The following is a 17172-nucleotide window of genomic DNA, read 5'->3' as shown; positions in this document are numbered from 1 at the left end:
TTTTTGAATATAGCTTATTTCCTTTGAAAAGTCCCCCAAAATTCCTATCTTTGCGGCAGGATATTTGAATATGACGGACGCGAATACAAGACCGGCTCTCTGGACGCGGAACTTCACGACTTGCGCAGCGGCGAACTTCTTGCTGTTCTTCAGCTTCTACCAGTTGCTGCCTATCCTCCCGATGTTCATCATCGAGAAGTTCCAGACCGACAATGCGACGGCGGGCATCGTCATTTCGCTCTACACTATCGGTGCACTCGCCTGCCGCCCCTTCGCGGGCTTCCTGGTCGACACGCTCAGCCGCAAACCGCTGTACTTTTGGACCTTCTTCGCGTTCACGCTCTGCTTCGTCGGTTACAAGACGCTCGGGCTCGTCCCGCTGCTCGCCGTATTGCGTTTTATGCACGGGCTGTGCTTCGGGATTTCTACGACCGCAAGCAACACGGTCGCTATCGACGCACTCCCTGCAAGCCGTCGCGGCGAAGGCATCGGCTACTTCGGCATCAGCGTGAACCTCGCATTTGCCACGGGCCCCATGACAGGCATGTTTCTGTACGAGGCCTTTGGCGATTCCATCGTCTTCGCGATTTCGATTATCCTGTGCGTCATCGGACTTGTTCTAGTGCAGACGCTCAAGGTCGCCCCGAAAGAAAAGAAGCCTCACGCACCGCTTTCGCTCGACAGGTTCTTCCTCACGCGCGCCGTCCCGCAATTCGCGAACTTCATCTTCGTAGGGTTCGCCTACGGCCCCGTCACCAACTACATCGCGCTCTACGCGAAGGAACTCGGCATCGGCGGATCCGGCTGGTTCTACGCGCTCATCGCCGCAGGGCTAATTTTGAACCGCATCATGACCGGTCGTCTTATAGACAAGGGCTACCTCGTGCATCTCGTGGGCACGGGCATGACCTTGAATATCATCGCCTACTTCATGCTCGCATTCAGCCACTCCCCCGTCACGTTCTTCGCATCGGCATTCCTTATCGGCACGAGCCTCGGGCTCATTTTCCCCGGCTACCAGACGATGTGCGTGAACCTCGCCCGGCACGACCAGCGCGGTACCGCGAACAGCACGTACCTCAGCGGCTGGGATATCGGCATCGGTATCGGCATTCTCGTGGGCGGCTCGATGGCCGAGCACTTCGGCATGCACCGGCAGGTATTTTTCGCCTGCGCCGTGGCACTTGTCGTCGCCGATGTTCTGTATTTCGCATGGACGGCCCGTCACTATTTGAGAAATAAGCTGGAAGGTTAGTCATCCTTGGCCGAAGGCCGAGGAACCATCAATCTCGTGAACTGCGGTTAACACCTCACACTTCACACCCCACATTCCTATTAAGCGGAGCGCTTGTCTTCGTACATCTTCTGGTCGGCGTGGGCAACGCAGTCCTTGAAGTTTGCCACGTCCCCGTCCCAGCGGGCATATCCCAAGCTCACCTCGATCGAGTAAGTCTGCGGGCCTTCACGGTTCGCGATTTCTTCTTGCAGGCTATCCCTGACGATCTTGAGCACGTCATCCGGTTTTTTTGTCTGTGCAATCATCAGGAATTCGTCTCCACCGTAGCGACAAAGGAATACCGACATCTTCAACCGACCACAAGCCTTCTTGAGAGCCTTCGAAATAAGGATGAGAGCCTTGTCTCCTTCGATATGCCCATAAGTATCGTTAATCTGCTTGAAGTGGTCCACGTCCACCATAATCACGAAGGTATCTTTCGCCTCGCGCTGCAACTGCAGGTAACGCTGCAACTGGTTGCGGTTATTGAGCCCTGTCAAGGGGTCCGTCGAAATCAGCTGGTTCTGCGAATTCAGGTAGACAAATAGGATAATCAACGTACACCAGAAGCAGAATATCGGGGTCGTCAGCGAAAACAGGATTTGCGCCCCGCCCGCGACGATGCAGCCCGGAGTATAGCTCGCCACGATGAGGTACTTCTTAAGGTGTTGCCGGTTCTGCGGCTTGAGGCCGCGGGCTATGCAACGAACCGTCACCACCATGATATAGACAATCGGGATAAACGCCAAGATGAAGTAATACAGGTCGCGCGGTTCCAGGTTTTCGTCCAGCCAGAAATCGGGCATTGTCAGGAACGAAAGGAACAGCAGCACAATCTCCGCCAAAATGGGAATCCGCAACTTCGCCTGGAGATTGCGAATCTGCATGCGAGTCATCTCCGGGCGCGTACTCATTTCCGCATAAATGAAGCAGCTGTAGCACAGTGCTGCCAGAATAGCCGCGTTCGAGTAGTTCACCGCCAGAACGCTGAACGTATTCTTCGGGATGATACCGTCATTCACCATCGCCCAAACAGAGTCGCTCAGAAAATAAAGGATATGCCACAGCACCAGCCTGTAAAACAGTGTAAACTTCAACTGCGGCGTCGGGAGCCTCTGAATACTATACAAAAGAACCGTCAAGACGCTTGCACATCCGAGACTCACGTATATGTAAAACAAAAAAACGCTCATGTTGGATAAAATACACACAATTCAAAAAAAAGTCCAAAACCAGGTCAAATTTCAGAAGCAGCTGTGTTTAAGGTCACCATTCCACTCCACTTTGTCCGCTATTTACTACATTCTCCATCATGGAACCCTGGAAACAGCTCGATAAAGAATACCTGGTAGATGCCCCCTGGCTGAAAGTCGCCAAGGAAAAATGCGAACTCCCGAACGGCAAGGTCATCGACGATTTCTATACGCTATGGCAACCCGACTGGGTACTGATTCTCGCCCGCACGGCTGAAGGCAAGTGGGTCATGACAGAGCAGTACCGTCATGGTTCCGGACAAATCGCACTTGAATTCCCTGCCGGGATCCTCGACAAAGGCGAATCTCCCGAACAGGCCGCCTTGCGCGAGTTACAGGAAGAAGTGGCGTTCTGCGGCACTCACGAAAATGTCAAGTACCTAGGAGTCTATCCCGTGAATCCGGACAGGCACCGCGGCAAGTTTCACGTCGTCTTTATCGACAATGTTGTCAAGGGCGGAAGTACGCACTTCGACAGCAACGAAGATATTGAATCACGCGAATTGAGCGACGAAGAATTGCAAAAGAAAATAGCGGACGGCACATTCAACCATCCGCTACAAATAGCGGGCTACTTCAAGTGGAAACTTGCTACCCGTGCTTTATAATCCGTTAGCTATTTGTGCCTGATATAGACTGCCTCGCAGGCATCCATGAACTTGATATCGAAATGTCTCAGGTTACCCCAGGCATGATCGTTCCTGTAATGCGGAATGTACTCGCCGAGCGTTTCCTTGGTAATCTGCAACCATTCACCCTCGCCCGTAAAGCAGAAGATATCCATCTCGTCAAACACTTCGACAGGCAATGTTTCTTCGTTGAATTCCATATCGGTCTTTTCGAAGCCCTCTACAGTTCCACCTTCATCCAGAATTTGCTTCAGGCTGTCAAGCTCGGACTGAGCAGACTCGGAAACCTCCTTCATGTCGTCTGTACCAAAGGAGAAATCGCCTTCAGCCGTATTGGCTACCGTTTGCTTGCCCGGTTCAGCACTGCTCGATTCCGGTTCAGAAGAACTCGATTCCTCTTTGTCCGAGCTGGAGTCTACCTTTTCGGAACTTGAAGACGTTGTCTTGTCTGCACTGGACTCGGCCTTGGCAGAACTCGAAGACGCTGCCTTGTCTGCACTGGACTCGGCCTTGGCGGAGCTCGAAGACGCTGCCTTGTCCGAACTGGACTCGGCCTTGGCGGAGCTCGAAGACTTCTTTTCGCTCGAGGCGGATTCGGCCTTCGCTGAATTCGAAGACATTTTTCTAGCCTCAGGAGAGCCCTCGTCGATAATGTTCCCTTGCGCATCGACAATCCCGCTTTCGGCAAGGGAGGCGTACTCATCTTCGTCATAGACTTTGCCGTCCGGGGTCAATACCTGGACAGACGAATCCGAAGAGCATGCCACAAAGAAGGCGAAGGGCAAAACAAGAGCCCAGGCCCAGTGAATCTTCTGTGTCGTACGCATAGTTTTTTCTCCTTACATTCTACACGAAAATAAATTCTTCCGTGCCAAAAAGAATCGGCCTAAAAGGAGATTTTGTCTTTTTGTGTTCTACGACACGTCAAACCGGGCCAAAAACGCCCTGTGAACAGCCTTATCTGCGTAAATATCGTTAAAATCATCCAATTCCAACTTGGAATATCCCGAATAAATTCTATCCAAGAAAATACACTTTCCCTGGGTGTCGTAACGGAAACTTATACGGAAAGTCCTGTACGCGAGCACTCCGGAACAGTCTTCTTCGTTCAGGGAAATACGTTTTCGCGTCACATCGAACGGTCCGCGAACCAGTTGGACACGCACAAAACTTTCCAGGTCGAACGGGGAGTTTTCCGCAAGCCAGCGGCACTGTTCCGCAAAGGACTCCGTCATTTCCAGAGTCCACGACTCGGCCGACTGTTCATCGACCCAGCCGGCCTTTGCCTCCGGAAACGCATCGGCAAGCGGAACATACGGCTTGATATCGAGTATGGGAGAACCGTCCAACAAATCGGATTCGTCTACGTACAAGGTCAGTCCGTCTACCTTGAGAAGGCGGACACAAGAAAGCCCTATCGGATTCGGGCGGTAAGGACTGCGGCTTGCAAAAGTTCCGACGCGTTCCCGTCCCGGAGCTGGCACGGGCGGCCGCGTCGTCGGGCGCCAGCCCTCGTTCTCGTGAAACTGGAAAATCACCCAGATGCGTTCAAAGCCTTCCAAATCGCGAAGCGCCGTTTCGAAATTCCTGCCCGGAGCAAGCTCAATGCGCCCCGGATGCCCCGCAAAAAGACGCCCCTGTCGAGGAGCGTCATACTTGTAAACGGCATCGCCGTGAAATATTCCAATCGGTTCAATCTGCATTACAGGCCGTCTTCCGTAATTCTCCCATAACGGATATAGTCAATCTTACCGACAAAGAACCTGTCTGCATGGTTACTCTGATTCATCGAATCATAACCAATACCCAGATTGAATTCCAGTTTCGAAAGATCCGCCTTGAATTCGGACGCATAGCGGATGCTTCCATCCAGGGAAAGATTCAGAGAATAGAATACGACCCCGGAAAGTTCCGACTTTGCAGGGAAAATCTTCACACGGACAACATGCCATTCATTCAGGGTAACCTCACCCACCGTCGAGGTATTCCAAGACGAAGACATCTCTGCATCGCGGTAATGGAACCGGACCTCGTCGCCATCCAGGCGGAGCTGCCACCCCGTCTTACCGCTTCCCGGCGGTTCGGCGACAAAGATGTTTCCCATGGAAGATTCCTGCAACGGCATAAAGCGGACTTCGAAAACAAACCCCTTGTTCTTGAACACATCGCTCAACGGGATGTACAGGCCGTTAGTCCCATCCAAGACAATCGCGCTGCACTCGGCACTGACCGCCTTCACGTCACTTTTCAAATAGGCGTTCTCCTTGCCGACATAGTCATGTCCCATGTCGTACGGATCGCTGAATTCATACGCCACATCGAATCCGGTCAGGTCGGCAGGTTCTTCTTCGGGGCAATCCAGTTCATCGGCATTGCTGGCGACAACCTTTTCGCCCTCTATCTTTGAAGAGCTGCTAATGGGCGTAATTTCTACCGCAGAATATCCCTGCGAACTGGAGGACTGCACGGAGCTGGAAGACTGAACTTGCGAACTCGAAGATCTCTTGACGCTGCTCGAAGAAGACTTGATGGAACTTGATGACGGTTTATCGCTTCCGCCATCAAAGCCATCGCACGCATCGATAATCAGCTGCTTGAATATTTCGAAGTCGCTATAAGAAAAATCTTCACCGCCAACCGCAATAACGGTATTGTCTTCACATACAACCGAGCTATAATCGGGATCGGACTTGTAATTGGAGCAGGCCAGTTCCATCGCTTCCGAGCTATTCAGCTTGATTGTCTCCCGAACTATGCTGTCCTTGAAGTCGAACGAGGTCTTGCTGTAGACGCCATCTTCGGACGCCTCTATCACAAGCGGATCCTCTGAAATGACCTTGCAGTAATCCCCTTTAGGCTTTTCCGGTGCATCAAAAGAGGAATCATCGTCACCACATGCCATCAGGAACACCGACGCGGCGAAAGCCACGAACGACTTTTGAAGCAGTTTATTCATAATCGTTCTCCTTTTTCTGCTTCTAAACATATATTTTTTCGGCGCAAACCGGATTAGACAGCGTCAATAACTTCGTTGAATTCCGCCACCGGACGGAGCCATTTCTTCAAAAGGCCCGCTTTAGGCAGGTAATAGCCGCCTATATCCGCAGGTTGTCCCTGTTCCTTGGCGAAGGCAGCGACAATTTCAGATTCGCGGGACTCGAGCGCATCGGCGACAGGCGCGAACTTCGCGGCGAGTTCCGCATCGGCCTTCTGGTCTGCAAGGGCACGGGCCCAGTACATCGCGAGGTAGAAGTGCGAGCCGCGGTTGTCGAGTTCGCCAATCTTGCGGGCTGGCGTGCGGTTGAATTCGAGAATCTTGCCGTTCGCGGCATCGAGCGTATCGGCCAGGACCTGCGCCTTCTTGTTGCCGGTCTGCGTTGCGACCTGCTCGAACGACGGCACCAGCGCGAAGTATTCCCCGAGGGAATCCCAGCGGAGGTAATTCTCGGCGAGGAACTGCTGCACCTGCTTGGGAGCAGAGCCGCCAGCACCCGTCTCGAAGAGGCCACCGCCGGCCATGAGCGGCACGATGGAAAGCATCTTCGCGGACGTTCCGACTTCAAGAATCGGGAAGAGGTCAGTGAGGTAGTCGCGCATCACGTTGCCGGTGACACCGATGGTATCGAGGCCGGCCTTCGCGCGCTTCATCGTCTCGACAATGGCCTTGCGCGGGCTCATGATCTTGATGTCGAGGCCGTTCAGGTCGTGTTCGGGCAGGTAGGCCTCGACCTTCTTCTGTATTTCGCGGTCATGCGCGCGGTTCGGGTCGAGCCAGAAAATCGCCGGAGTATTGCTGACGCGGGCGCGGGTCACGGCGAGCTTCACCCAGTCACGGATAGGAGCGTCCTTCGCCTGGCACATACGGAAGATATCGCCGGCTTCCACGTCCTGCTGCAGAAGCACTTCGCCCTTGCCGTTCACGGCGCGGATAACGCCCTTTGCCTTGGCGACAAACGTCTTGTCGTGGCTACCGTATTCTTCGGCACCCTGCGCCATGAGGCCCACGTTCGGCACGGTACCCATCGTCTTCGGGTCGAATGCGCCGTTCTTCTTGCAGAATTCAATCGTTTCGTCGTAGATTCCAGCGTAGCAGCGGTCCGGAATGCAGGCAATCGTCTCTTGCAGCTTACCATCCTTGTTCCACATGCAACCGGAATTCCTAATCATCGCGGGCATCGAGGCGTCGATAATCACGTCGCTCGGCACGTGCAAATTCGTAACGCCCTTCGCGGAATCGACCATGGCGAGGTCCGGGCCGTTAGCGAGTGCGGCATCGATGGCTGCGCGAACTTCAGCCTCGCGAGCATTGCCTTCGAGACGCTTGTACAAATCGCCCAGGCCGTTGTTCGCGTCAATTCCGAGTTCCTTGAACAGGTCGGCGTACTTCGTGAACACGTCCTTGAAGAACACGCGCACAAAGGCCCCGAACAACACCGGGTCAGAGACCTTCATCATGGTCGCCTTCAGGTGCACCGAGAAGAGGAGTCCCTTGGCCTTGGCTTCGGCCATCGCATCGGCAATGAACTTTTCGAGAGAAGCCATGCGCATCACCGTCGCGTCGAGGATTTCTCCCTTCAGGAGCGGCTTTGCGGCACGGAGTTCGGTAACGGCGCCGTTAACATCCACGAATTCAATCTTGAACGTGTCGGCATCGGCAAGCGTGATGGACTTTTCGTTTCCGTAGAAGTCATCGGCCTGCATGCTCGCGACGTGCGTCTTCACGGAGGCATTCCACGTGCCGTTGCTGTGCGGGTTGTTACGGGCAAAGTTCTTCACCGCATTCGGGGCGCGACGGTCGGAGTTGCCCTGGCGGAGCACCGGGTTCACCGCGGAGCCCTTCACCTTGTCGTAGCGGGCGCGGATAGCCTTCTCCTCGTCGTTCGCGGGGGCATCCGGATAATCGGGCAACGCATAGCCGTTCTTCTGAAGCTCGGCAATGGCCGCCTTGAGCTGCGGCACGGAAGCCGAAATATTCGGGAGCTTGATGATGTTCGCCTCAGGCTTGAGCGTAAGCGCGCCGAGGAAAGCAAGATCGTCGGTCACAGGCTTGCCGGCAAATGTCGTGCCCGCGGGGAGCGTATCGGCGAAAGCCGCGAGGATACGCGCCGGAAGCGAGATGTTCTTGGCCTCCACGTCGATATCCGCAGTCTTCGCGAAAGCGGTTACTATCGGGAGGAGGGATTGCGTCGCAAGGAAGGGCGACTCGTCGGTAAGGGTATAATAAATCTTTGTATTCATACGAATACAAAGATAGAAAAATAAACAGGTGAGGTCCCTTGGCGTGGTCAGATGAATCCGTCGCGAGACGTCCATTCGCCATACGGCTCAATCCGCTCAAGGCTTTCGGGGTCGTTGCAGTTCCAAAGAGTACTTACGTAAGTTTCCCTGATGATTTGCTTGTCGCTAACATCCCATTCTGCAGCGCCCCTGATCAAATAGACGGAATAATGCTCGGTCGTGTCTTCGGGGCAATTTTCACCACTCTTCAAGATGTCCCTTACGTAAATTCCGCTCGCGTCAACTTTGTTCAAAATGTGCCCTTTGGCGCCGACATCTTTCAGCACGATTATGTAATAGATTTGCGAGTGTCTTTGGGGTGCATCGAACACGTAAGGGCATCTTGCGGCCTCCGGGAAAAATACACTTACCAGGGAATCGGGCAGGCGGTAAATGCCTTCGTTCTTGTAAGGCCGGGCTTCGGCTGCATCTGGGAAGGTATTGTACGCAGAGCCGTCACCAAAGACAAGTTCCGGGTAATGACGCAGGTACACCATTCCGTCAACGACATCTTTGTAAACGGCGAACTGTTTTTGGTAGGCGTCAAACGTTCTGCTCAAATTGGTGCGCCATATTCTATTGAGACTGTCAAGTTCCGCATTAAAATTGTCTTCGGGCAGGGGGCAATCGCCGTAATAAGCGACCTCACCGTTTTCGCCGCCGCTCCCTCCACCGGAGCAACCTTTCGGAGCGTTCTTGTCATCGTCGACGGCAGCATATTTGAGAGAATCTTCTCTACATGCATTTTTGTATTCTCCCGTAAGAGAATCAATGACTTCGCCAGGAGTTTTTCCTTCAGGAATTATCATGGAGCATGCCAAGCTCAGGTTCAGATTCCGGCACCCGTCTCCAAAATCCTTAAAGATTCCGTTAGACGCGGTACAAGACTGTTTAAAACGAGTCAAGAATTCGGAACACGAGGCGTCATAGCCCCAGTAGGTGGTAGAACCAACCGTCTCCATAACGACCGAATCACCATCTACATCCAACACCTTGATTGCAATCGTACTGGAATAATGTTTCTTGTTATAGGTATCACTATAGTAGACATTGCCCGTGTCAAGCGATTGCGAGAATTCCATACCAAGTTCGGCAGAAAAAGTCGAAACATTGCACTTTCTACGTCCATCCAGACTTGGATAGGCAAATGTCGTATCCGGAATTATGCCAAAGAACGGATACATCAACTTATATTGCGCAACCGTTTTTGGATCCACTTCGACCCCCATGTCATCCACATTATCGGGAACCGCTATTATCGTATCGAGAAGGGAGTAGAACGACTTTTCAAGCACCGCTTTCTGTTCTTCCGTCAATTGCGCCGTCGGCGAAGTGCTCGGTTCCGTAGTAGCCCCGGAAACATCCGGCTCAACACTCGCATCGTTGGAACATGCCGCCCCAAAGGCAGCCAATCCCGCCAGGATTATTTTACCCATACTCTTCATCTTAAGCCTCCTTCCCCTTGGTCAGCGGGAACAGTTGCAAATTCAAGCGATAAACCTTATCGTATTCCTTTTCCTTGGCTGCGATGGCAACCACCTGATGCCGGAGCACTTCAAGTTTCTGCACCAGCCACTTGTACGTAGATTCGGACAATCCAAGCGTAACACCGGCGATATGGCGTTTTTCCGGCGGTACGTTGTCAATTGCCGAGGTCGCGAATTTCGACATCTGGCGGTTCATCGAGCGTAATGCCAGCGGGATTGCCTCGGAAGAGCCCGTCACGACTTTTTCGGTCTGCTCGTAGGTATCCTCGCCGACCTTCCTCAAGAAATCCGCATGCACCATGAAGTCCAGGGACTGGCGGACTTCGGCGGCACTCACCACCGGGTAGCACTGTCGCGCGAGTTCGAGCGGTTTTGCGCCCGGCATAATCGGGGCGAGTTCGCGCAGCACGGGATTCACCCACGATTCAAAATACTTGAACGCCTCCGCATCAACAACACGCAAACGGTTCTCCTTCGCGATTTTCTGCATCTCGTTAAATGCCTGCATCTTCTTTACGTCGTTGCGCGCATCGCCAAAATGTTCCATGACGCGGAAATAGTCGCGGTCGGCACCTTCGAGCCCCATGGCATCGGCTACCCCTTCGACACCCTTCTTGCTCAAACGGCTCCTGCCTTCGCACACAAGCTTTATGTAATTGGGGGAAGAGAATCCCGCCAAACGTGAAAACTCTCGCCAAGAAAACACCGAACAGCGTTTACGCTCCTCGTAAAAATCGCGCATGTACTTGCGATAGTCCTGATATTCAATTATTGGTTTCATACCAATAATTTACTCTCGTCCGGCAGAAAAATCAATACTTCTTATAATACAACACTACTTTTTTCAGGCGAAAAACTGCATTTTTAGAAATTTTCTAAAAAATCTTCTTCGTAATAATACACCGTGTATCATATAAAAAAAGGGGAAAGTTTTCACCCTCCCCAGTCCTTGATCCAAGTATTAATAAATAAACAACATCTCGCGATACTTCGGCAAAGGCCACATCTCGTCGGGGACAACCTTTTCGAGGCCATCGACGACCTTGCGGAGGTCTGCCATCGCGGCGATGATTCCTTCGTGTTCGCCTTCGAGCGAGCTTTCCATCGTGGCGATGGCGGCACTCAGGTTCTTGACGCCTTCGCCAAGCGACTTCACGTAGGCATCGACGCCGGGGAAGCCCTGGTTCAGAGCCATTTCGTTCGTCTTGAGTGCGCTGGAGTAAGCCTCCACCACCTTCGGCAAGATGATGTTTTTGGCCATGTCGCGGCAGACTTCGCCTTCGATGTGGATTCTCTTGTGGAAATCTTCGACGTTGATTTCGTAGCGGGACTCCATTTCGCGACGGTTCATCACACCGTACTTTTCGAACAACTGAATATTCTCTTCCTTCGTGAGGGCCTTGAGGGCTTCCACGGAGGTGCGGATATTCGGGAGTCCACGGCGCTGCGCTTCGGCAATCCATTCGTCGGTATAGCCGTTGCCATTGAAGATCACGCGCTTGTGTTCCTTCACGATCTTCTGCAAAATCTTTTGCAGGCCCGTGTGGAAGTTCTTCTCGTCGAGCTTCTCGAGCTGTTCAGAAATCATGTCGAAAGCCTCGGCCACAATCGTATTCAGGACCACGTTCGGTTCGGAGCAGCTTTGGCTACTACCCGGAGCGCGGAATTCGAACTTGTTGCCGGTGAAGGCGAACGGAGAAGTCCTGTTGCGGTCGGTAGCGTCGCGCGGCAAAGCCGGGAGCATGTCGGCACCGATGCGCAATGCTCCGGCTTGCTTAGAGGACTTGGGCACGCCTTGTTCAATCTGTTCGATGACGTCCATCAATTGGTCGCCGAGGAACATGGAGACGATTGCCGGAGGAGCTTCATTCGCACCGAGGCGGTGGTCGTTGCCGGCGCCGGCGGTTGTCATGCGGAGCAAGTCAGCATGGGTGTCGACGGCATAAATGATGGCGCAGAGCGTGGTGAGGAACACGGCGTTCTGGTGCGGGTCCTTGCCCGGATTGAGCAGGTTGCCCTTGCCGTAAGACACGGACCAGTTGTTGTGCTTGCCGGAACCGTTCACGCCGGCGAAGGGCTTTTCGTGCAGCAAGCAGACGAGGCCATTCTTGTCGGCCACGTTGCGGAGCACTTCCATAATCATCATGTTGTGGTCGCAAGCGAGGTTCACTTCTTCGAACATCGGGGCGAGTTCGAACTGCGCGGGCGCGACTTCGTTGTGGCGGGTCTTCGCCGGAATGCCGAGCTTCCAGAGTTCGGTCTCGACTTCGTTCATGAAGTTGAGGATGCGGGCCGGAATGCTACCGAAGTAATGGTCGTCCATCTGTTGATGCTTCGCGGGAGCGGCACCGAACAGAGTGCGGCCGGCCTGGTACAGGTCGGGGCGTTGCAGGTAGAAGCGCTTGTCGATTAGGAAGTATTCCTGTTCGGCACCGAGCGTGACGGTCGTCTTCTTGGGGCCCGCCTTGAAGCAGGTCATGAGGCGGCGGGTGGATTTAGAAAGGGCTTGCAAACTGCGCAGGAGCGGAGTCTTTTTGTCGAGCGCTTCGCCGGTGTAGCTGCAGAACGCGGTCGGGATGCAGAGCGTTGCACCGTTACCGTGACGCTTGATGAATGCGGGGGAAGTCGGGTCCCAGGCGGTGTAGCCGCGGGCTTCGAACGTGGAACGCAAACCGCCGCTCGGGAAGGAGGATGCGTCCGGTTCGCCGACGATGAGGTTCTTGCCGCTGAACGCCATGATGGCGCGGCAGCCGTCCGGTTCCAGGAAGGAGTCGTGCTTCTCGGCGGTAGAGCCGGTGAGCGGCTGGAACCAGTGCGTAAAGTGCGTGGCACCGCGGTCCATCGCCCACTTTTTCATGGCGTGCGCCACGTCGGCAGCGATGCTCGGGTCAAGGGCGGCGCCCTCGTTGATGGTGGCAATCAGCTTTTCGCAGACGTCCTTGGGCAGGTACTCGCGCATGGCTTCGGTGTTGAACACGTCTTCACCGTAGAAGTCCACGCTGACCGGGGCGGCCGGCTTGGTCGGCGCGGGCGCTTCCTTCGCGATTTCGTTGATTGTCTTTTTGCGGTAGCTTACGCTCATCTTGAACCTCATTTTTTGCCCCTAAAGGGACGTTTTTCATTTTATGAAAAAGAAATTAGGAATAAAAACGGGGGTTGGCACGCGATTTTCGGGGTGTTTTTCCGAAATTTTGTTACATTTTTGTAAAATTAATGTATATTATTACATTATTGTAAAACAAAATGACGGAAGCAGAAGAAATAGAACGGCTGAAAGCCGAAATCAAGGCCTTGCGCGATATCATCGACGAGAAGCCCGGCAAAATGGTCGGGAACAGCGGCGAGATGCGCAGCGTTTACAAGCAAATTAAGTCGTGCGCCGGCAACGACGCGCCCGCGCTTATTTACGGCAACGACGGAACCGGCAAGGAGCTTACCGCCCGCACCATCGCGGAACTCTCCCCGCGCAAAGGGGGCCCGTTCACCGTGCTCGGGTGCGCGAACCTCCGCGAAAGCTTCGGAAACCCGGCGAGCGCCTTCGAGAGCGAACTCTTCGGCTACGAGCGCGGAGCATTCCTCGGTGCGAACACGCGCCATATAGGCAAGGCAGAAGTCGCGAACGGCGGCACGCTATTCCTCGACGACGTCTCGGCACTAGGCCTCCCCGACCAAGAGAAACTGCTGCGCTTTATGCAAGGGCAAACCTTCAACCGCCTGGGCGGCAACATGCAGCTCCATTCCGACGTGCGCCTCATCGCCGCCTCGAGCAGGAATCTCGAAGAGATGATGCAGCAGAAGCTGTTCCGCGAAGACCTCTTCTACCGCCTGAACATCGTGCAGATTACGCTCCCCGACCTAGCGCAGCGCAAGAGCGACATCTTGCTGTTGGCAGAACACTTTATCGCACAGGTGAACCTCAAGTACGGCAAGCACGTGACGCGCCTTTCCACGCCCGCCATCGACATGCTCATGAGCTACCACTGGCCGGGCAACGTTCAGGAACTCGAGAACTGCATCGAGCGCGCGGCGCTCGCCACCACCGACGACTGCATCCATTCACACGACCTGCCGCCCACGCTGCAGACCGACGTCACCAGCAAGACGTCCATCATCCCCGAAGGGGGCGCCTCGCTCGAGACGCTCCTCGAAAGCTACGAGAGGGAAATCCTCACCGAGGCGCTGCGCCGCAACAACGGGAACCTGAGTGCCGCCGGCCGCGACCTCTCCGTAAGCCCCCGCATGATGCACTACAAGGTGAAGAAGTACGGGCTGTCGCAGGAATAGGGCCTCGATTAGGCAAAAACGCCTTTTTTATGCTAAAAACACCATTTTCTGCGTTGAAAAAAATGCAACGGAAACTTTACGAAAGCAAAAGCCCGCCAATCCATTTAGTTATTATTTTGGTACTTTATAGCTATGCCCGAAGTATTAGACTATCTAGAATACCGCGAGTTCCTGAAGGACTGGTTTACCGAAAGCAAGAAGGATAACCCGTTCACCAGCTACCGTTATCTCGGCCAGAAGACCGGCGTGGACCCGGCCTGGCTCGTTCGCGTATTCCAGAAAGAAGGGCACCTGAACGAAGGGACGCTCCCCGTGTTCATCCGCCTTTGCGGACTCGACGACCGCAGGGCCGAATATTTCAAGACTCTTTACCGATTCAACAAGACCAAGGCCAAGCAAACGCTTTCCGAGCTTTACTACAAGCTCATGGAACTCCGATCCATGGAGGCACGCGTCCTTTTGCAGCCCGAGATGGCCTATTTCGGCAGCTGGGCCTGCGCCGCGCTCCGCTCCCTTATCGGCATTACAAAAGACACAAGCAATATCGCTGAACTGGCGGAACACCTGAACCCGCCCATTTCCCAGGACGACGCCCGCAACGCGCTCGGCATTTTGAAGCAACTCGGCCTTGTCGTTCCTGACGGCAATAACGGTTGGAACATCACCGACCAGATTCTTTCTACCGGCGGCGAAGTCAAGAGCCGCGCGGTCCGCGACTTCCACAGGCATACCATGGAACTCGCCCAGGAATCCCTGGACCGCCACAAACCCGAAGAACGCGACATCTCCAGCGTCGTGTTCACCGCCGACGAATCGGACCTGCCCGAAATCAAGCGCCGCATAGAAGAATTCAGGCGCGGGCTCCTACAGTTTGCCCGCAAGAGCGAACGCGCCGACCGCGTCTACGCACTGAATATCGCAATGTTCCCGCTTTCGGACAAGGTCGACGACCCCGCCACGGCCGACAATTCCGGCACCTCCAACCCCAAGAAGGAGGGCTAGGCCATGCGAAACAACTTTGATTTTTTGTATTTTTCCAGTGTGCAGAAAAGACTGTTCACATATCTTCTTGGAATCACTGTCCTGGCCACTATCGGTTGTTCCGATAACGACAAGACTGCAGGCGGCGGCCCCAGCGGAACCGAAGCCGGTAACGCAATTACCGCGCAGATCATGGTCGCAGGCAAACCGGCTGCAAACGCAAGGGTCAAGCTTACCGAAAGCGAAAGCCTGGACGCCGCGGACTCCAAATTCCATGAAGCCGACAAAAACGGTGTCATCACGCTGGAAAATATCCCTAACGGAGAGTATACGCTCGAAGCGAAACTCGAGGACAAGGCTTTCCAGAAAGAAATTCTAGTCGAGGGGAAAAACATCGACTTGGGAGAAGGGACGCTCGAAGCGACTGTATCCGTTTCTGGTGACATCGGAAAGAAGGTTGATGGCACCGTGAAGGTTCGCGGCATGGATCACTCCGCCAAGGTCAGCGGCGGCAAGTTCTCCATGGATTCGCTTCCGGCGGGCCCCCTGAGTCTCGTGTTCATACCGGACGAGAAGAACGAAGAATCCAGCAGCACCTACCTGAAGGTCGTTGCCGGAGAAAGTTCTACCGCGAGCACGTTCGCCGAAGAAAGCCGTGCACTGTTGCTCGACGACTTCCAGGATTCGAACTACCAGAACCGCTTTATGCCGGCGCACTTCTACGATGGCGGCTGGTGGTACTTCAACTTTGCCGACTCGAACGTGACTCCCAAATACATCACCAAAGACAAAATCCACAACTTCACCCTGGAAAAAGAGGAAGACGGCAATATTGTCGCCCATGTGGCTGCCACGTTCGGCGACGCCTTCAAGGATTCTACCGGGAACACGCAATGGCCCTGGGCGACCATCGGCATAGAACTCGGCAAGAGCGACAAGGCTCTCTGCAACGACATTTCTTCTGTAGATACCGTGGCGTTCCGCGTAAAGGGCGAAGGAGCCATCGTATTCGCCGCCATCGACGAAACGCAGAAAAGCAACCAGGAAATCGCGCAGTACGAGTTCACGCTTTCTAGCGACTGGCAGAAAATTCTCGTGCCGCTAGCGGACATTCTCGACACGAACTATTCCTACACCTGCGTAAACCAGCTCGTGTGGAAATTCAAATCGAACAACGAAGAGAATACTGTCGAAATCTGGCTTGACGATATTGAACTTATTGGCGGCAAAAGGCTCAGCATTTGGAAAAGATGATGCCTGAGCATAGCGCCGGAGCGCGTTCGGTCGCCACAAACCAGGAAGGTCCCTATAAAAATTTAGAACAGGTGGTTCGCAAGCATGCGTCCACCCGTTTTTTACGCCCTATCGCCGCACATACGCGAGTGTCCTTCTCGGCAGCCGACAACTTTGTCACGGAGTTCTACAAGAAAAGCGGCACGGGCGATAGCCCACGCACCGTCGTACTGGATTCCGGCTGCGGCACAGGCGAAAGCACGCTCCACATCGCCAAGCGCTACCCGAACGTCCCGGTTATCGGCATCGACAAGTCGGCGGTAAGGCTATGCAAGGCCGGGAACAGACGACAACTGGAATCCGCAACAGGCAACGAAGAAATTCCAGACAACGTATTCTGGGTACGCGCAGAACTCCTGGACTTTTGGAATCTCGCCCTAGACGAAGTCCGCCGGGGCCGTTGGCGCATTCCCTACCATGCGCTTTACTACCCGAACCCGTGGCCCAAGGGAAATGCAGCGACAAGGCGTTTTCACCTGCACCCTATATTCCCGACGCTACTCGCCCTCGGAGATACGATCGAATTAAGGACGAACTGGGAAATTTACGCGAGAGAGTTCACGCAGGCCGCAGGGATACTCAAGGGCAACGCCTTTTGCGAACCTTTTTCGCCAAGCGAACCCGAAACCGCCTTCGAGCGGAAATACAAAGAAGCCCGACAGCAGTTGTGGCGGGTCCTCGTCAAAAAGTAG

General features: G+C 54.2%; 14 protein-coding genes. 6 read left to right on the top strand and 8 right to left on the bottom strand.

What is annotated here, in order from left to right:
• The first annotated feature begins 70 nt into the window (after positions 1-70).
• The gene (locus B3M32_RS12305; protein WP_290747325.1) at positions 71-1255 is read left to right on the top strand and encodes an MFS transporter; all 1185 of its coding nucleotides are present in this window, start codon (positions 71-73) and stop codon (positions 1253-1255) included.
• A gap of 80 nt (positions 1256-1335) precedes the next feature.
• On the opposite strand, the gene B3M32_RS12300 is transcribed toward B3M32_RS12305, so the two are convergent.
• On the bottom strand, positions 1336-2469 hold the full coding sequence (locus B3M32_RS12300) for a GGDEF domain-containing protein (RefSeq protein WP_290747324.1): 1134 nt from the start codon (positions 2467-2469) through the stop codon (positions 1336-1338).
• 119 nt (positions 2470-2588) lie between these two features.
• Between B3M32_RS12300 and B3M32_RS12295 the strand changes: the two genes are divergently transcribed.
• Positions 2589-3137 carry an NUDIX hydrolase gene (locus B3M32_RS12295; protein ID WP_290747323.1) on the top strand — a complete coding sequence of 183 codons (549 nt, stop codon included), beginning with the start codon at positions 2589-2591 and terminating at the stop codon, positions 3135-3137.
• An 8-nt stretch (positions 3138-3145) separates the two neighbouring features.
• On the opposite strand, the gene B3M32_RS12290 is transcribed toward B3M32_RS12295, so the two are convergent.
• The 7 genes from B3M32_RS12290 to B3M32_RS12260 all read right to left on the bottom strand — a co-directional run bounded on the left by B3M32_RS12290 (position 3146) and on the right by B3M32_RS12260 (position 13016).
• Positions 3146-3985, bottom strand: a complete 840-nt coding sequence (locus B3M32_RS12290; protein ID WP_290747321.1) for a hypothetical protein — start codon at positions 3983-3985, stop codon at positions 3146-3148.
• 87 nt (positions 3986-4072) lie between these two features.
• Positions 4073-4861: a tRNA (N6-threonylcarbamoyladenosine(37)-N6)-methyltransferase TrmO gene (gene tsaA, locus B3M32_RS12285; protein WP_290747319.1), complete on the bottom strand. Its 789-nt coding sequence runs from the start codon at positions 4859-4861 to the stop codon at positions 4073-4075.
• On the bottom strand, positions 4861-6114 hold the full coding sequence (locus B3M32_RS12280; protein ID WP_290747317.1) for a hypothetical protein: 1254 nt from the start codon (positions 6112-6114) through the stop codon (positions 4861-4863). Before B3M32_RS12280 ends, tsaA begins: the two co-directional genes overlap by 1 nt.
• A gap of 53 nt (positions 6115-6167) precedes the next feature.
• Positions 6168-8396: an NADP-dependent isocitrate dehydrogenase gene (locus tag B3M32_RS12275; protein ID WP_290747315.1), complete on the bottom strand. Its 2229-nt coding sequence runs from the start codon at positions 8394-8396 to the stop codon at positions 6168-6170.
• 47 nt (positions 8397-8443) lie between these two features.
• On the bottom strand, positions 8444-9880 hold the full coding sequence (locus tag B3M32_RS12270; protein ID WP_290747313.1) for a hypothetical protein: 1437 nt from the start codon (positions 9878-9880) through the stop codon (positions 8444-8446).
• A 1-nt stretch (position 9881) separates the two neighbouring features.
• Entirely contained in the window at positions 9882-10703 is an 822-nt protein-coding gene (locus tag B3M32_RS12265) for a TIGR02147 family protein (RefSeq protein WP_290747311.1), read from the bottom strand.
• A 180-nt stretch (positions 10704-10883) separates the two neighbouring features.
• Positions 10884-13016 carry a glutamine synthetase III gene (locus tag B3M32_RS12260; RefSeq protein WP_290747310.1) on the bottom strand — a complete coding sequence of 711 codons (2133 nt, stop codon included), beginning with the start codon at positions 13014-13016 and terminating at the stop codon, positions 10884-10886.
• Positions 13017-13165: 149 nt separating this feature from the next.
• On the opposite strand from B3M32_RS12260, the gene B3M32_RS12255 reads away from it, so the two are divergent.
• The 4 genes from B3M32_RS12255 to B3M32_RS12240 all read left to right on the top strand — a co-directional run bounded on the left by B3M32_RS12255 (position 13166) and on the right by B3M32_RS12240 (position 17172).
• On the top strand, positions 13166-14206 hold the full coding sequence (locus tag B3M32_RS12255; protein WP_290747308.1) for a sigma-54 interaction domain-containing protein: 1041 nt from the start codon (positions 13166-13168) through the stop codon (positions 14204-14206).
• 132 nt (positions 14207-14338) lie between these two features.
• Positions 14339-15208, top strand: a complete 870-nt coding sequence (locus tag B3M32_RS12250) for a TIGR02147 family protein (RefSeq protein WP_290747306.1) — start codon at positions 14339-14341, stop codon at positions 15206-15208.
• Between the two features lie 39 nt (positions 15209-15247).
• Positions 15248-16441: a hypothetical protein gene (locus B3M32_RS12245; RefSeq protein ID WP_290747304.1), complete on the top strand. Its 1194-nt coding sequence runs from the start codon at positions 15248-15250 to the stop codon at positions 16439-16441.
• Entirely contained in the window at positions 16438-17172 is a 735-nt protein-coding gene (locus tag B3M32_RS12240) for a methyltransferase domain-containing protein (protein WP_290747341.1), read from the top strand. The genes B3M32_RS12245 and B3M32_RS12240 overlap by 4 nt, the downstream gene beginning before the upstream one ends.

The organism is Fibrobacter sp. UBA4309 (assembly GCF_002395745.1).
Classification (GTDB): Bacteria; Fibrobacterota; Fibrobacteria; order Fibrobacterales; family Fibrobacteraceae; genus Fibrobacter.
The sequence above is the reverse complement of the archived record's forward strand: the minus strand, read 5'-3'. Positions and strand labels throughout refer to the sequence as shown.

Coding starts and splice junctions, on each gene's coding strand:
- B3M32_RS12305 (WP_290747325.1), top strand. CDS start 71: ATGACGGACGCGAATACAAGACCGGCTCTCTGGACGCGGAACTTCACG.
- B3M32_RS12300 (WP_290747324.1), bottom strand. CDS start 2,469: ATGAGCGTTTTTTTGTTTTACATATACGTGAGTCTCGGATGTGCAAGC.
- B3M32_RS12295 (WP_290747323.1), top strand. CDS start 2,589: ATGGAACCCTGGAAACAGCTCGATAAAGAATACCTGGTAGATGCCCCC.
- B3M32_RS12290 (WP_290747321.1), bottom strand. CDS start 3,985: ATGCGTACGACACAGAAGATTCACTGGGCCTGGGCTCTTGTTTTGCCC.
- tsaA (WP_290747319.1), bottom strand. CDS start 4,861: ATGCAGATTGAACCGATTGGAATATTTCACGGCGATGCCGTTTACAAG.
- B3M32_RS12280 (WP_290747317.1), bottom strand. CDS start 6,114: ATGAATAAACTGCTTCAAAAGTCGTTCGTGGCTTTCGCCGCGTCGGTG.
- B3M32_RS12275 (WP_290747315.1), bottom strand. CDS start 8,396: ATGAATACAAAGATTTATTATACCCTTACCGACGAGTCGCCCTTCCTT.
- B3M32_RS12270 (WP_290747313.1), bottom strand. CDS start 9,880: ATGAAGAGTATGGGTAAAATAATCCTGGCGGGATTGGCTGCCTTTGGG.
- B3M32_RS12265 (WP_290747311.1), bottom strand. CDS start 10,703: ATGAAACCAATAATTGAATATCAGGACTATCGCAAGTACATGCGCGAT.
- B3M32_RS12260 (WP_290747310.1), bottom strand. CDS start 13,016: ATGAGGTTCAAGATGAGCGTAAGCTACCGCAAAAAGACAATCAACGAA.
- B3M32_RS12255 (WP_290747308.1), top strand. CDS start 13,166: ATGACGGAAGCAGAAGAAATAGAACGGCTGAAAGCCGAAATCAAGGCC.
- B3M32_RS12250 (WP_290747306.1), top strand. CDS start 14,339: ATGCCCGAAGTATTAGACTATCTAGAATACCGCGAGTTCCTGAAGGAC.
- B3M32_RS12240 (WP_290747341.1), top strand. CDS start 16,438: ATGATGCCTGAGCATAGCGCCGGAGCGCGTTCGGTCGCCACAAACCAG.